Origin of the sequence: Streptomyces sp. 5K101 (assembly GCF_046506645.1) — a bacterium.
GTDB lineage: Bacteria > Actinomycetota > Actinomycetes > Streptomycetales > Streptomycetaceae > Streptomyces.
The window spans coordinates 352,941-368,036 of the sequence record NZ_JBKFFO010000002.1; the positions used below are offsets into that span (position 1 = coordinate 352,941).

Sequence of the window (15,096 nt, forward strand, 5' to 3'; positions counted from 1 at the left end):
ACCAGCCCGATCTCGGCAAGCAAGGGAAACCACCGTGACCAGAGCCGCCCACCGCGCGAGCCCGCTCACCATCGCCGTCATCGGCACCGGGCCTCGGGGCATATCCGTCCTCGAGCGCCTCGTGCACCGCCTCAACACCCGCGGCCCATCCGACCATCCGGTGCGCATCTACGCGATCGACGCCGTCGAGGTCGGCGCGGGCCGCGTCTGGCGCACCGATCAGCCCGGCTGGTTCACCATGAACACGGTCGTGGGCCAGGTCACCATGTACTCCGGCGGTCCGGACGGAGGCCCCGCCCGGCCCGGCGCCGGGCCCTCGCTCGGCCAATGGGCCGCCGAGCGGTCCCGTACCCACGGCGAGCAGCCCCTCGGCCCGGATGACTACGCCTCCCGGCAGCGTTACGGCCAGTACTTACGCTTCGTCTTCGACACGATCCGCAGCCATGTGCCGCCCGGCGCCGTACTGCTGCCCGTACACGCCCGGATCACCGCCCTCGGCCCGCGCCCCGCGGGCGGCTACCACCTCGAACTCGACCACGGCCTCGGCCTCGGCCTCGGCAGTCTGACCGTGGACAGGGTCGTCCTCGCCACCGGCCACCCCACCAACGCCCCCACGGCCGCCGAGCAGGAACTGCTCGACTTCGCCACCCGCCACCCGCAGTTGCACTATGTGGCCGCCGATTCCGCCGCCGAGATGGACCTCTCCCTCGCCGCCGTCCCGCCCCGGACGGCGGTCGGGATCCGCGGCATGGGCCTGTCCTTCTACGACGTCATGCTCAGCCTCACCGTCGGCCGTGGCGGTACCTTCGTCACCGCGACCGACGGCTCGCTGACCTACCGCCCGAGCGGTGCCGAACCGCACATCGTCGCCGCATCCCGCAGTGGTCTGCCCATCCCGGCCCGTGGCCGCAACCAGAAGAGCCCCCAGTACAGCCACGCGGCCCGCTTCCTGACCCGCGCGGCGCTGGCCGACGCGCGCCACCACCGGGAACAGGTCAGCGGCAGCCCCCGACTGGACTTCGCCCAGGACGTGCTGCCGCTGCTGCTGCGCGAGGTCGAGCACGTCTACTGCACGACACACGTGCGCACCCGTCTCGGCGAGGCCACCGCGGCGGCGTTCGCCCGTCGTCATCTCGCCGCGGCCGGCGACCCGCAGGCAGTCCGGGCACTGCTGGCCGAGACCGGCCTGCCCGACGTCGAACCGCTCGACATCTTCCGGCTGGCCCGGCCGTTCGCCCACCGGCACTTCTCCTCCCCCGCCGCCTTCCGCAGCGAACTGCTCCGGTACATCAGGTACGACCTCGACCAAGCAGAGCTCGGAAACCACGACGGCCCGCTCAAGGCCGCCCTCGACGTCCTGCGGGACATCCGCAATGTCGTGCGTGAGGCGGTCGACTACGGCGGCCTGCTGCCCGAGTCCCACCGGCACGCCTTCCTCACCGACTTCCTTCCGGTCAACGCGCTGCTCTCGGCCGGGCCGCCCCGCGAGCGTGTGCAGCAGCTGCTCGCGCTCATCGAAGCCGGCCTCGTCGACATCGCCGGCCCCGACGCCCGCTTCACCGCCGACGAGCAGGCCGGCCGCTTCCACATCCACTCGCCCCGGGTCGACGGCTCCGGCCACCACCTGACCGCCCTGATCGAGGCACGTATCCCCACCCCCGCCCTCGCCCGGGACACCTCTGCGCTCATGCGCCGGCTCCTCGACGACGGCATCGTCAGCGAATACGTCGTCGAGGACCTCGTCCACGGCCAGCGTCTCGACAGCGGAGGCATGGCCGTCACTCCCGCTCCGTTCCACGTCATCGACCGCGACGGCAAGGTCCTCACCGACCTCTACGCCATCGGCATCCCCACCGAGCACACCCGCTGGTTCACCCAGGTCGGCAGCAGCCGGCCCGGCGTCAGCACCCTCTTCTACAAGGACGCCGACGCCATCGCCGCCGACCTCCTCGCCGACCCGGCCCGGCCTCGTACGGCCCCGGCCCGAGCCCACGCGGCCCAGCGATGAAGGCCGCCCTGCCGCCGGGCGGCATGTCACCGGCCGGCCGGGAGTTCCGCCGGGCCCGTGACCTCCTGCTGGCCCACCGCGACGACCCCGAGGGCGCCTCCCGGCGATTTCGCTGGCCACGGCCCGAGTACTTCAACTGGGCCGTGGACTGGTTCGACGCGATCGCACGGGACAACCACAGCACCGCGCTGCGGATCACCGGGCGCGGCCAGGACCAGGCCGTGACCTTCCACCAGCTGGCCCAGCGGTCCGACCAGCTCGCCGGCTGGCTCGGCGCCCACGGCGTACGGCGTGGTGACCCGGTCCTCCTGCTGCTCGACAACCGCGTCGAACTCTGGGAGAGCATGCTCGCCGCCATCAAGATCGGCGCGGTCGTGGTCCCCACCTACACCACTGCCACCGTCGACGACCTCACCGACCGGATCGGCCGTGCGGACATTCGTCACGTCATCGCCGAGAGCCGGCTCACCCACCGGGTCGACGCCGCGGCAGGCGTGTCGGTCACCAGAATCACCGTCGGCCCCCCTCCCGTGGGCTGGCTCGACTACCACGACTCCCACGGCCACACCCCTGTCTTCCGGCCCCCCGAGCCCACGCAGTCCGACGACACCCTCTTCTACTACTTCACCTCCGGCACCACCTCCCGGCCGAAGATCGTCCGCCATACCCACCTCAGCTACCCGGTCGGCCATCTCTCCGGCATGTACTGGAACGGGCTGCGCCCCGGCGACCTCCACCTCAACATCTCCGCCCCGGGCTGGGCCAAGCACGCCTGGAGCTCCTTCTTCGTCCCGTGGAACGCCGAAGCGACCATCCTCACCCTCGTCCCCGGCGCCGACACCCCCACGGACATCCTCGATGCCCTCCGCCGGCACCCGGTCACCGGCTTCTGTGCACCACCGACCGTCTGGCGCTCACTCGTCGCGCATGGAATGGCCGGAGCACCCGCCCATCTGCGCGAGGCCACGAGCGCCGGCGAACCGCTCGATGCGGCCACCTTCCGGGCCGTTCGGGACGCCTGGGGCCTGGACATCCGCGACGGCTACGGTCAGACCGAGACCACCGCCCAGATCGGCAACCCGCCGGGCCGGCCGGCCGCCCCCGGCCGCATGGGACTGCCACTGCCCGGCTACCGCATCGCCGTCCTCGACCCCGAGGCCGGGACGCCCGTTCCGGACGGCGCCATCGGTGAGCTCTGCGTCGATCTCACCGACCGGCCGGCCGGCGTCATGGCCGGCTACCACGACGACACGGCCCGCACCGACGCCGCCTTCGCCGAGGGGCACTACCGCACCGGTGACCTGGTGACACGGTCCACCGACGGCTACCTGACGTACATCGGCCGCGCGGACGACATGTTCAAGTCCTTCGACCACCGGATCTCGCCCCTGGAACTGGAACATGCGCTGCGCACCCACCCCGCCGTGGCCGACGCGGCCGTCGTCCCGGCACCGCATCCCATCGGGCAATGGGTACCGCACGCCTTCCTGGTGCCCGCCGCCGGATGGCCGCCGGAGGAGTCGACGGCCAAGGCCGTACTCGCCGCAGCCCACGCCCGTCTGCCCGCCGAAAAGCACATTCACTCCGTCACCTTCACCGACAGGCTGCCCAAGACGTCCTCCGGCAAGACCCGCCGGGCCGTCCTGCGCACCACGGCAGCCGACTGAGCCCCGTCCCGGCGGCGTACTGCCTGCCCTGACCGAACGCCGCCGGGACGGACCACCAGAGCGCCCCGGGCCACGGGGCCATGTGAGACCGTAACGAGCCAAGCCGACGCCGACGAGAGGGATTTGGAGACATGGCGGTCATCCACCGCACGACCATGACGCCCAGCAAGCTGGAGCTTCTCACCTCCTGGCTGCCCGTCCAGCCGTGGTACGCAGGTACCGGGCGCCGTCCCGAACTGACCAACGCCGGCGGCTTCCGCCTCGACGACCCGCAGGGCGAGGTCGGGATCGAGTTCATGGTGGTCACCGACGGATCCGGCAACCGACCACTCACCTACCATGTGCCGCTCAGCTACCGCGGGGCACCACTCGACGGAGCCGAGCACGCCCTCATCGGCACCGCCGAGCACGGAGTGCTGGGACGGCGCTGGATCTACGACGGAGCCCACGACCCGGTTCTCGTGACGCAACTGCTCGGCCTCGTCCTGGGCCACGCCGAGCCACAGGCCCAGAGCCTCAGCAACGCCGCTGACCGCTCCGTCACCCGTCACTTCTCCGGGACCATCGGCTCGGCTCTGGTCAGTTCCACCGTGGTGACCAACGGCCCCGACGGCACAGACCTCGCCGTCGAGACCACCACCGCGGCCGGCCCACGGAGCGGGCCGACCGGACGTCTCACCATCCGGGTGCCCCGCATCCTCCGCCCGGAGGATTCCCCCGCCGACGGGACGGTTCCCCGTGGATACGTCACCGCCGGATGGCGCTTGCCACACGGCGCCGAATGCCGAGGCCTGCTGGCCGTCGTCCCCTGAACCGGCTCCCGCGTCCGGACCGGGCTCGGGGCCGGCCCCATAACCGCGGGGCGGCGCCGGGCGTCGAATGAGCACCGTGGGCCCGGCGTCCGACGGGAAGCGGCTTCCGGCCGGTGGAGAGTACACAGGTCCCTCGCGTAACGAGCGACGACGAATGATGAAGCCGCGGGGCCGTGTGCCAGTCTCAGCGCGGAGATCGCAGGAAACCCTTGATCCGGGTGAGGGTGTCCTCGGTGTTCATGTGCACGTGACCGGTCATACCGAGCGATCGGACTGTGGCGACGTGGCCTGGGGTGTCGTCGATGAACAGGGCATCGGTGGGGGCGGCATCGATGCAGTGGAGCGCGGCCGTGTGAGCTCTCGACGCCGGCATCGCCGCAGCCAGACCCGGCAACCGCATCGGCGACATCTCCCACGCCATCGGCGCCGTCGCCCGGAAGGCAGGCTGCGGCATGCCCGACGACTTCGGCGGTCACGGCATCGGCCGCCGGATGCACGAAGACCCCCACGTCCCCAACCGAGGACGCCCCCGCCGCGGCTTCCCCCTCCGCCACGGCCTGGCCCTCGCCATCGAACCCATGCTCATGGCCGGCGGACACGACGACTACCGCACCGGCACCGACGGCTGGACTCTGCACACCGTTGACGGCAGCCGGGCAGCCCACATCGAGCACACGGTCGCCATCACCGACGAGGGCCCCCGCATTCTGACCCTGCCCTGTTCCGGGCAGGGGACCGCCGCGACGCTGAGCACGCCGGAGCGGTCGCCACGTAACGGCGGCGTTGCCCGGCACGTGTTGCGTACGGGCGGCTGCTGAGCTGCAGGGATCGCGGTGGGTGACCGTACCGGATGCGCCGGCCCGCGGGCGTTGCTTCGCTGAGGTGGCCCGCTCTTCCCCAGATCAAGGAGTGATCATGAGCGCTGCACGTGATCCCGGCGGTCGTGCCGAGCAGATGCGTCAGAAAGTGCAGGACCTGCAGGAAGCCGCAGAACGCGCGACCGACCCGGACGAGCGCCGACGGCTCAAGGACCAGGCCCGCAGGCTCCGCGAGCAGAGCAAGCAGGCCGACCGCAGGGGCGAGGACGTCGACCCCATGTAGCAGCCGCAGCCGGCGGTCCCTGGTGTCCAGTGTGACGCTCGGGGGCCGCCGGTCGTACGATCACCGTGCAGACCGCGGTCCGGCTTGCACCCGCCCGCGCCCGGCACCGGGACCAGCCCCGTCTTCCTCCGTGCGAGCGCGGAGCAGTGGCTGCCCGCGACCACGGTCGGATACCCCGACCCACCCCGAACGACCGTCCGCCACCGTGGCCTTCGAGGGCGGCACGGACGGACCCTCCAGGAGCACCCCATGTCCGAGACCACCATCCGCCCGGTGCTGGAGCCGGCCGCCGCCGCCTTCGCCGAGGCCACCGCGAACCCGCCGTACCTCTTCGACCTCGGTCCGGCCGAGGGCCGCAAGACCGTCGACGAGGTGCAGTCCGGTGAGATCGGCAAGCCGGAGATCGCCGAGGAGTGGGTGACCGTCCAGGGCGGCCCCACCGGATCGGTCCGGGCCCGCATCGTCCGGCCGGCCGACGCCGAGGGGACGCTGCCGGTGATCGTCTACATCCACGGCGCCGGCTGGGTCTTCGGCAACGCCCACACCCACGACCGACTGGTGCGCGAACTGGCCGTCGGCGCCCGGGCAGCCGTCGTCTTCCCCGAATACGATCTGTCTCCCGAGGCCCGCTACCCGGTGGCCATCGAGCAGAACTACGCCGTCGCCCAGTGGATCGTCCGCGAGGGCGCGGCCAAGGGCCTGGACGCCACGCGGATCGCGGTGGCCGGCGACTCCGTCGGCGGCAACATGTCAGCCGCACTGACACTGATGGCCAAGGAGCGCGGCGACGTACCGCTCGTACAGCAGGTGCTCTTCTACCCGGTCACCGACGCGGCCTTCGACACCGGCTCCTACCACCAGTTCGCAGAAGGCTACTTCCTGCGCCGCGACGCCATGCAGTGGTTCTGGGACCAGTACACCACCGACGAGAACCAGCGAGCCGAGATCACCGCCTCACCGTTGCGCGCCACCACCGACCAGTTGCGGGGCCTGCCCCCGGCCCTGGTCATCACCGGCGAGGCCGACGTGCTGCGCGACGAGGGCGAGGCATACGCGAGCAAGCTCCGCCAAGGCGGTGTTCCCGTCACGGCCGTGCGCTACCAGGGCATCATCCACGACTTCGTCATGCTCAACGCCCTGCGCGACACCCACGCCGCCGAAGCCGCCATCCACCAGGCCGTCACCACCCTGCGCACGGCCCTCGGCACCGCGTGACCCAGTCCTGCCACTCCAGCACAGGCTACGAGGGGTACGTCGTCGCGTGCGCCCGGCGGGTCGCCGTGGGCTGAGCGGTCACGTCCCCGTCGCCTCGGGCGTGCGGAGCATGCGGAGGAACGCCTTCAGTCCCGTGATGATCTCCTCGTTGTCCGTCAGCCGGTTGACGGCGGACTCGAACTCGCGCCCCATCGCGGCGATCCTCCTATCGGCCTCGCGGCCCGCGCGAACACCGACACGCCCAACGCGTCGACCGAGCGCCGCAGTTCGGCGATGGCGCGGTACTGCTCCTCGGCCTTCTCCTCCAGGACCCTCGTCCCGGCATGGAGGCGGGCGACCTGCGCGCGCAGCTCCACGACGTCGTCGCGGGGGTGCGTCACGTCCTTCAGCAGCACGCCGAGGCGGCGGCGCAGCTGGGTGAAGTACGCGCCGGCGGGCCGGAAGAACGTGCTCACCAGGAAGAAGCCGGCGAACCAGTAGCCGGCCGCGTTGCCGGTGGCCGCCGCCGCCGTGAGATCGCCGTCGTGGCGGGACGGTTCGCGCGTCATGACCCCGCCGGCGCCCGTGCCGGCGCGGAGTTGGTCTCCTGCCTTGGTTCGCGGCGTCAGGCGCCGGTCGCCCCGGCGCTCCAGCCGTCGCTGGACGGCAGTTTCGTGCCGGAGTTCCCGGGGCAGCTGCCGCTGTTCTGACGGTGCGTGCATCGCGCTGCGCTCGTTCGCCGGCTCGGGCGTGTTCTCGTGGACACGCGGCGCAGCCATGCGTCGACGGGACGCCCGCCCCACCCGCCGGATTACCGGCGCGTAACCGCCCTCTCCGGGAGACAGGATCCCTCCCGCCGGGTAGATTGGTCTACACCACTGAGTGCTTCAGAGACAGGGATCTTCGTGGAAGTTGTCATCGTCCCGGACTCCGCCGCGGGCGGCGAGCTCATCGCCGAAGCCATGGCCGCCCTACTGCGACGCAAGCCCGACGCTCTCCTCGGCGTGGCCACGGGGTCGACCCCGCTGCCGGTCTACGAAGCCCTCGGGGCCAAGGTCGCGGCGAAGGAGGTCGACGCCTCCCGCGCCCGGATCTGCCAGCTCGACGAGTACGTGGGCCTGCCCGCCGGGCATCCCGAGTCCTACCGGTCCGTCGTCCTGCGCGAGGTCGTCGAGCCGCTCGGTCTGAGCGAGGCCGCCTTCCTGGGCCCCGACGGAGCCGCCGACGACGTGGCGGCGGCCTGCCTGGCGTACGACCGCGCTCTGGCGGAGGCCGGCGGGGTCGACCTCCAACTGCTGGGCATCGGCACGGACGGGCACATCGGCTTCAACGAGCCCTGTTCCTCGCTCGCCTCGCGCACCCGGATCAAGACGCTCACCCAGCAGACCCGCGTCGACAACGCCCGCTTCTTCGGCGGCGACATCGAGCAGGTCCCCCACCACGTCATCACCCAGGGCATCGGCACCATCCTGGAGGCCCGCCACCTGGTGCTGCTGGCGACCGGGAAGGCCAAGGCGGACGCCGTGGCGCTCGCGGTCGAGGGCCCGCTGTCCGCCCTGGTCCCCGCCTCCGCCCTCCAGCTCCACCCGCACGCGACGGTCGTGGTCGACGAGGCCGCGGCCACCGGCCTGAAGCTCGCCGACTACTTCCGGGCCACGTACGCGGCGAAGCCGGAGTGGCAGGGGCTGTAAGCCCGCAGGTGAAGAAGGGGCGGGCCCGGCCGGATCGGCCGGGCCCGCTCCTTTCCGGCTTCGGCGGCCCGCACGCGCCCCGGCCGGCCGCCGCCCACCGCGGGCCACCCAGGCGACCCGTATTCGCCCTGGCCGGCGCGTGCATCGCCGGCCACTCCGGCAGCGCGCCGGCCGCAACGCACGCTCACTGCGAGTAGCGCAGCTACCCCTCAGCACCGCCCTTCTTGTGATGCCGCGCATAGGAGCCACGTCACGTCCTAAAGGCGGTAGTGGACCTCAGACCCCTGGCACCCCCGGGGCAAATGCGACAGAAGTGCCTCTCCACGACATTGCTCTGTAGTGGGGTAGTAGGTCACATTCTTGCACCGGTCCCGAACCGCCCCTAACCATGGCTGACGTTCCGGGGAGCCAGCGCCGGGACCGGGCGAATACCCGCCCGGTCGACCGCTCCGGCCCCGGCGGAGACCTTCTCCGCCGCCCGCCGATCGCCACCGTGGTCGGCCTCCCCATGACGTCCCCCGTTTGGAGAGTTCCTTCCGCATGACCGCCGCCACGCAGACCACCGCCACCCGCACCGCCCGCTTCCGCAAGCTCTCTGTCACCGGCCTGGCCACGGCGGGCGCCGCAGCACTCGCGCTCACCCTGGTTCCCTCGTCGGCACAGGCCGCTCCGGTCACGGAGGGCGCGTCGAAGGCCACTTTGGCGACGGCCGAGCTCGCACCGGCGAAGAAGGACAAGCCCAAGAAGGACAACCCGAAGAAGGACAACGCGAAGAAGGCCAAGAAGGTCTACCCCGACAACCTCGACGGCTGGATCAAGGAGGCGCTGGACATCATGAAGTCCGAGGGCATCCCCGGCACCTACGAGGGCCTGCACCGCAACATCATGCGGGAGTCCAGCGGCAACCCGAACGCCCAGAACAACTGGGACGTGAACGCGCAGAACGGCACGCCGTCCAAGGGCCTTCTCCAGGTCATCCAGCCGACCTTCGACGCCTACCACGTCGACGGCACGCCGCACGACCTGACCGACCCGGTGGCCAACATCACCGCGGCCGCCAACTACGCCGCCGACCGGTACGGCTCCATCGACAACGTCGACTCGGCCTACTGATCCGCCTTCTGAACCGTCCTGCCGGACCGTTCGGCACTCGCGGCCCCGCCCCCTCGGGCGGGGCCGCGTCGTCGTGGGGGAGCAGCTTCCTGCACGCCGTCGCGTCCGAGGTGACGCTGTCCGCCCGGCATCCCCGGACCGACAGCCACTGCGGGGAAGGAACTCCTCGCACCGCCCCACGGGATGATCGCTTTCCGGCCGTGCGGACAGCCGCTTCCCTCCGGCGGCGTCCCGCGGTGTGATCCGGTCGGCACGTCGGAACGGTTGAGTGTGATGTGGCCAGACCGGGAAAGCCGATTCGGGCGCAGGAGGAGCGCTTCCGGGGGGCGCACGCGGGCCGGCGCAGCCGCTCCGGACGGAATTCCGCCACAATCCGCCGCATCGAGGACACAAGGCGGCGCGCCGGAGCTTTTTTCGATCGGCCGGATTCCGTCCACGGCCGCCGGAACAATGTGAAGTGCTTGTGAATCACCCTCCATATCCGTTCACCCACATGGCGCTGACCATGCCGATTAACCGACCGCTTCATTCACGATTGCGTTCGGGTGGATGACCGAATCGGTCCCTTGACCGGCACTTGAGGGACGAACCAGACTCGCAGAGGCACAGGCACTCATGCACCAGGGGCCACATACGCATGCGCATGCGTATGGCCCCTGAGACCGATATCGCACGGGGTGTGTGGCGGGGGAAAGTGAAGAGCTCGTTCGTTGTGTCCGGGCATGCCCGGACATCTGCTTCACGTCCTCTCCCATCTCTTGGTGCGCAAAGGGAATGGAGGGGGAATGCCGACGCACATGGGCTATCCCGGCGTATACATCGAAGAACTTCCCAGCAGCGTCCGTACCATCGCCTCGGTCACCACGTCGGTGACCGCGTTCGTGGGCCACACCCGCCGGGGTCCGCTCAACCAACCGGTCCGCATCACCAGTTTCGCGGACTTCGAGCGCCGCTTCGGCGGTCTGACCGCCCTGAGCGCTGTCGGCTACGCGGTGCACCAGTTCTTCGGCAACGGCGGCACGGTCGCGGTCGTCGTCCGCGTGGCCAGGGCCGGCAGCGGCGAGGAGGCCTGCGTCACGCTCGAGTCCACCGAGGGGCGCAGCGAGTGCCCGGTGCTGGAGGTGCACGCGAAGGAGCCCGGCGTATGGGGCTCGGGCCTGCGGGTGGCCGTCGACCACGACACCCGTACCCCGGACAAGACGTTCAACCTGCATGTCCTGGACGCCCGCGGCGACGCCCGGGAGTCGTTCACCGGCCTGTCGATGCACTCGGGGCACGGCCGCTTCGTCGATACGGTCGTGAACGCCGGGTCCTCCCTCGTACGGGTGAAGGCACTCGACGAGGACCGGCCCGACCCCTCGGGCACGGTGTCCAGGCCGTTCGCCGCCGACCTGCCGGACCTGAACGTCGAACTGAAGGTCAAGATCGGTGACGTGGAGCGGGAGTTCACGCTCTACGAGCCCGACCGCGACGGCGAGCCGCCCACGGACGTCACCGAGCTGGCCCTGCTGCTGGAGCGCAAGCTGCGGGCCCTGCCCGACGCTCCGGGCAAGCACGCCTACGCCGGCGCCGAGGTCACCGCGTTCGGACGGCGGCTGCAGGTCGTCGCCGGGTCCCTCGATCCGGACGACGTCGTGCGCTTCGTCGGCGAATGCGCCAACGACCTGGGGCTGGAGGCCTCGGTCAACCCGCCGGTCTTCGCACTCCAGGGCGGCAAGGACGGCGACGCCCCCGGCCCGCGCGACCTGATCGGCAGCGAGGCCGACAAGACCGGTCTGCAGGCGCTGCGGGACGTCGACGACGTCAATCTGCTGGCGCTGCCGGAGCTCGCGGCCTACGAGTCGACGGAGGACATGGTCACCGTCGTCTCCGCGGCGCAGCAGCTGTGCCGGGAGCGGCGGATCTTCCTGCTCGTCGACTCGCCCTCCAGTTGGGGCAGCGTCGACGCCGCGCGCGCCGGCATCGGCGCGTTCGACAGCGTGCGCAGCGACCACGCGGGGCTGTACTTCCCGCACCTGCAGCTGACCGACCCGCTCACGGGCCGGCAGCGGGCCTTCCCGCCGTCCGGCGCCGTCGCGGGGGTCATCGCCCGCACGGACGGGGAGCGCGGCGTGTGGAAGGCGCCCGCGGGCACCGAGGCACGCCTGGCCGGAGTGCGTTCGCTGACCGTACGGCTCACGGACCGTGACAACGGCCTGCTGAACCCGCTGGGCGTCAACTGCCTGCGCACCTACCCCGTCGTGGGACCCCTGGTGTGGGGTGCGCGGACGCTGGCGGGTGCGGACGCGCTGGAGAGCGCGTGGAAGTACGTGCCGGTGCGCCGGCTCGCGCTCCACATCGAGGAGAGTCTGTACCGCGGCCTGCAGTGGGTCGTCTTCGAACCCAACGACGAGCAACTGTGGCAGCAGATCCGGCTGAAGGCGTCGGCGTATCTCAACGACCTGTTCCGGCAGGGCGCTTTCAAGGGCGGCACGCCCCGCGAGGCGTACTTCGTGAAATGCGACAAGGACACCACCACCGAAGCCGACATCGAGCGCGGTGTGGTGAATGTCGTGATCGGAATCGCTCCGGTCAAGCCCGCGGAGTTCGTGATCGTCAAGATCCAGCAGATGGCCGGCCAGTTCGACCTGTCGTAGTCGCAGGCCCGAGGAAGAGGAACACAAAGGAAACCGATGGCTGAGTTCCAGGTAAACGCCCATCGTTTTGACCCCTACAAGAATTTCAAGTTCCTGGTCCTGTGGGACGGTCGAACGGTCGCGGGCATCAGCAAGATCAGTCCGCTCAAGCGCACCACGGAGGTGGTCAAGCACCGCCACGGCGGCGACCCCAGCTCGCCGCGCAAGTCCCCGGGCCGCTCCGAGTTCGAGGGGGTGACGCTGGAGCGCGGTGTCACCCACGACCCCGAGTTCGACCGCTGGGCCAACAAGGTCTGGCAGGTCGGGGCGGGCCTCGGCTCGGAGGTGTCGCTGCGGGACTTCCGCAAGGACATCATCATCCAGGTCCTCAACGAGGCCGGGCAGGTCGCCGTCTCGCACAAGCTGTACCGGGCCTGGGTGAGCGAGTACCAGGTCCTCGGCGAGCTCGACGCGAACGCCAACGCCGTCGCCATCCAGAGCGTGAAGCTCGAATGCGAGGGCTGGGAGCGGGACTACGAGGTGCCGGAGCCCGTCGAACCGTCCTTCACGCACCCGGCCTGACCGCCGGGCGCGACGGGGAGTCGGGGTGGGACCCACCGAGCTGCTGGCCGTCTGGGAGGCCGGCCTGGCGCAGCGGGCGGCGGAGCGATCGCTGCTGCTGCACCGGGCCGCCCGCCCGGCGGCCACCGCCGACGAGCTGCTGTCGGTGCCGGTCGGAGAACGCGAGGCGGATCTGTTCGCGCTGCGCCGGGCGTTGTTCGGCGAGCGCATGCAGGTGCGGGTGGAGTGCGGGGCGTGCGGCGAGGCGATGGAGTTCGACCTCGACACGGGCGTGCTGGGTGCGCGGAGCGCGCTGCCCGAGGGGCCGCTGAGCGTGGCGGAGGGCGAGTGGGCGGTCGAGTTCCGGCTGCCGACCGTCGCCGACCTCGCAGCGGCCGCGACGGCGTCCGGTCCGGGCGAGGCGCGCCGCAGGCTGGTGACCGGCTGCACGGTCCGTGCGCTGCGGGGCGGCGAACCGGTCGCGCCCGAGGAGCTGGCATCGCTCCTCCCCAAACGCGTGGAGAAGCTGATCGCCGAGAAGGCGGCGGAGGCCGACCCGACGGCTGACGTGACGCTCAACGTCGCCTGCCCCGAGTGCGGCGAGGCCACCCCGGCCGAGCTGGACATCACCTCCTATCTGTGGACCGAACTCGACACCTGGGCCCGCGATCTGCTGCTCGATGTCCATCTCCTCGCCTCCGCCTACGGGTGGAGCGAGCCGGAGATCCTGGCGCTCAGCCCGCTGCGGCGTCGTTACTACCTGGAGCTGTGCGCAGATGTCTGACTACTTCGACCGGCTGCTGGCCCGGTACACGCCGGTGGGCGCGGCGGCCGGCGCGCCCACTCGGGTGCGGCCGCGGCTGCCCGGTCCGTTCGAGCGCGTGGAGGCGCTGCGGTACGGGCCGCCGGACCCGGACGAGCCGGCGGCCCTGATCCCGACGGCGCAGGTGCCGCCGCCCGCCCCCGCCGCGACGGTGCGGCACGAGCACGACGTACGGACGGAGAACCGCACGCTGGTGCGCACGGAGCGGGTGCGGGGCCCGGAAGCGGATCCGGTGCCCGTCCGGCCCGCCCCGGAGCCCCTGCTGCGGCCCGCCGCGCCCGTGCCGTCGCCGGTACGGCCGGCGGCGGAGCAGGCGCCGCGTACCGCGCGCCGTGACCGCGCGGCGCGGGACACGGGTGACGTGGCCCCGCGGTCCGCGGCCCCGGCGGCGCGGGCGCACGCCGCTCCCGTGACGGCTGCCCCGGCGGCCGTCCCCGTGCCCCGCCGGTCCGACGCGGCCGCGGTGCGCGGCGCGGCGCTCGGAGCGGCCGGGCGGCGCGGGCAGAAGCCCGCGGAACGGGTCGTGCACGTACAGATCGGACGGCTGGAGGTCAGCGCGGCGGCGCCGTCGCAGGCGGCCGACCGGCGGCCCGCCGGGCGGGGCGGCAGGCCCGGGCCCGTACTGACCCTGGACGACTACCTGTCGCGCGGCGAGAGGAAGGACCGACCATGAGCAACGCACTCGCCGTCGCGACGGTCACCCAGGCCCTGGCCCTGCTCATCGAGAGCAACCTCGGCCCGGAGATGGACATCGCGGTCAAGGTGGAGACCCGCAAGCCGCCGAACGAGCCGCCGGCCGAACCGACCATCACGGTGTTCCTGTACCAGGTGACGCCGAACCCCTCGATGCGCAACGCCGACCTGCCGACCCGCGCCGCGGACGGCACCCTGCGCAAGCGCGCGGCGGCCGCGCTGGACCTGCACTACCTGATCAGCGCGTACGGGGAGGAGGCGGAGCTCGTCGGGCAGCGGCTCATCGGGTGCGTGGTCCGTACCCTGCACGAGATCCCCGTGCTGCCCAAGGACGTGATCGAACTGGCGGCGGAGCGGCCGCACCTGGCCGGCTCGGACCTCGCCGAGTCGCCGCAGAAGGTGCGCTTCTCGCCGATCGTGATGGACATCGATGAGACGTCGAAGCTCTGGGGGATGCTGCACCAGACGCCGTACTCGCTGTCGGTCGCCTACCAGGCGTCGCTCGTGCTGCTGGAGGGCCGGGAGCAGCCCACGCCGGCGAAGCCGGTTGAGGAACGCACGGTCAAGGTGCTGCCGTTCGGTGCGCCCGGCGCACCGGTGCCGCCGGGCCCCGTGGAGCCGCCGGCTCCCGAGGAGACGGCCTCCCCCGAGCCCGCGGCGCCACCCGAGAAGCAGGCACCGGCCAAACGGACCGCGCGCACGGCACCGGTGAAGCGGACGGCCGCGACGCCGCGGGCCCGCAAGGCCGGTGGGCCCGGTGTGCCGAAGCAGGGCGGAAAGAGCTGAGCCGGAGTGCCGACCACGGGGGCGGGTGAAGA

The 15,096-nt window shown here is 71.6% G+C and carries 14 protein-coding genes and 1 pseudogene; 13 read left to right on the forward strand and 2 right to left on the reverse strand.

All coding sequences use genetic code 11. The features are described 5' to 3' along the window. The first annotated feature begins 34 nt into the window (after positions 1-34). The 3 genes from ACLB9X_RS04645 (at position 35) to ACLB9X_RS04655 (ending at position 4,487) form a co-directional block, all read left to right on the forward strand. Entirely contained in the window at positions 35-2,008 is a 1,974-nt protein-coding gene (locus tag ACLB9X_RS04645) for an FAD/NAD(P)-binding protein (RefSeq protein WP_410358918.1), read from the forward strand. Next, positions 2,005-3,675 (forward strand): AMP-binding protein, encoded by a 1,671-nt coding sequence (locus ACLB9X_RS04650; protein WP_410358919.1) that lies wholly within the window; start codon positions 2,005-2,007, stop codon positions 3,673-3,675. The genes ACLB9X_RS04645 and ACLB9X_RS04650 overlap by 4 nt, the downstream gene beginning before the upstream one ends. Positions 3,676-3,806: 131 nt before the next feature. Next, positions 3,807-4,487: a maltokinase N-terminal cap-like domain-containing protein gene (locus tag ACLB9X_RS04655; RefSeq protein ID WP_410358920.1), complete on the forward strand. Its 681-nt coding sequence runs from the start codon at positions 3,807-3,809 to the stop codon at positions 4,485-4,487. Between the two features lie 184 nt (positions 4,488-4,671). On the opposite strand, the gene ACLB9X_RS04660 is transcribed toward ACLB9X_RS04655, so the two are convergent. Beyond that, a complete protein-coding gene (locus tag ACLB9X_RS04660) occupies positions 4,672-4,941 on the reverse strand; it encodes a hypothetical protein (protein WP_410358921.1) in 270 nt (89 codons plus the stop codon). On the opposite strand from ACLB9X_RS04660, the pseudogene ACLB9X_RS04665 reads away from it, so the two are divergent. The 3 genes and pseudogenes from ACLB9X_RS04665 to ACLB9X_RS04675 all read left to right on the forward strand — a co-directional run. Then, positions 4,844-5,203: pseudogene (locus ACLB9X_RS04665) on the forward strand (M24 family metallopeptidase); the annotation flags it as partial. The gene ACLB9X_RS04660 and the pseudogene ACLB9X_RS04665 overlap by 98 nt on opposite strands. Positions 5,204-5,402: 199 nt before the next feature. Then, positions 5,403-5,588 carry a DUF6381 family protein gene (locus tag ACLB9X_RS04670; protein ID WP_410358922.1) on the forward strand — a complete coding sequence of 62 codons (186 nt, stop codon included), beginning with the start codon at positions 5,403-5,405 and terminating at the stop codon, positions 5,586-5,588. A gap of 249 nt (positions 5,589-5,837) precedes the next feature. Further along, entirely contained in the window at positions 5,838-6,803 is a 966-nt protein-coding gene (locus tag ACLB9X_RS04675) for an alpha/beta hydrolase (RefSeq protein WP_410358923.1), read from the forward strand. A 155-nt stretch (positions 6,804-6,958) separates the two neighbouring features. Here the strand turns inward: ACLB9X_RS04675 and ACLB9X_RS04680 are convergent, their stop codons facing one another. Continuing rightward, positions 6,959-7,561: a hypothetical protein gene (locus ACLB9X_RS04680; protein WP_410359157.1), complete on the reverse strand. Its 603-nt coding sequence runs from the start codon at positions 7,559-7,561 to the stop codon at positions 6,959-6,961. A 126-nt stretch (positions 7,562-7,687) separates the two neighbouring features. Between ACLB9X_RS04680 and nagB the strand changes: the two genes are divergently transcribed. From nagB to ACLB9X_RS04715, 7 genes are all read left to right on the forward strand, one after another. Beyond that, on the forward strand, positions 7,688-8,473 hold the full coding sequence (nagB, locus tag ACLB9X_RS04685; RefSeq protein ID WP_410358924.1) for a glucosamine-6-phosphate deaminase: 786 nt from the start codon (positions 7,688-7,690) through the stop codon (positions 8,471-8,473). 540 nt (positions 8,474-9,013) lie between these two features. Then, positions 9,014-9,586: a transglycosylase SLT domain-containing protein gene (locus ACLB9X_RS04690; RefSeq protein WP_410358925.1), complete on the forward strand. Its 573-nt coding sequence runs from the start codon at positions 9,014-9,016 to the stop codon at positions 9,584-9,586. A gap of 785 nt (positions 9,587-10,371) precedes the next feature. Then, positions 10,372-12,222, forward strand: coding sequence for a phage tail sheath family protein (locus ACLB9X_RS04695; RefSeq protein WP_410358926.1), 1,851 nt, complete (start codon positions 10,372-10,374; stop codon positions 12,220-12,222). Positions 12,223-12,258: 36 nt separating this feature from the next. After that, positions 12,259-12,783 carry a phage tail protein gene (locus tag ACLB9X_RS04700; protein ID WP_159694533.1) on the forward strand — a complete coding sequence of 175 codons (525 nt, stop codon included), beginning with the start codon at positions 12,259-12,261 and terminating at the stop codon, positions 12,781-12,783. A gap of 25 nt (positions 12,784-12,808) precedes the next feature. After that, on the forward strand, positions 12,809-13,546 hold the full coding sequence (locus tag ACLB9X_RS04705) for a hypothetical protein (RefSeq protein WP_410358927.1): 738 nt from the start codon (positions 12,809-12,811) through the stop codon (positions 13,544-13,546). Continuing rightward, positions 13,539-14,258 (forward strand): hypothetical protein, encoded by a 720-nt coding sequence (locus ACLB9X_RS04710; protein ID WP_410358928.1) that lies wholly within the window; start codon positions 13,539-13,541, stop codon positions 14,256-14,258. The genes ACLB9X_RS04705 and ACLB9X_RS04710 overlap by 8 nt, the downstream gene beginning before the upstream one ends. Beyond that, on the forward strand, positions 14,255-15,064 hold the full coding sequence (locus ACLB9X_RS04715) for a DUF4255 domain-containing protein (protein ID WP_410358929.1): 810 nt from the start codon (positions 14,255-14,257) through the stop codon (positions 15,062-15,064). Before ACLB9X_RS04710 ends, ACLB9X_RS04715 begins: the two co-directional genes overlap by 4 nt. Positions 15,065-15,096: the final 32 nt, after the last annotated feature.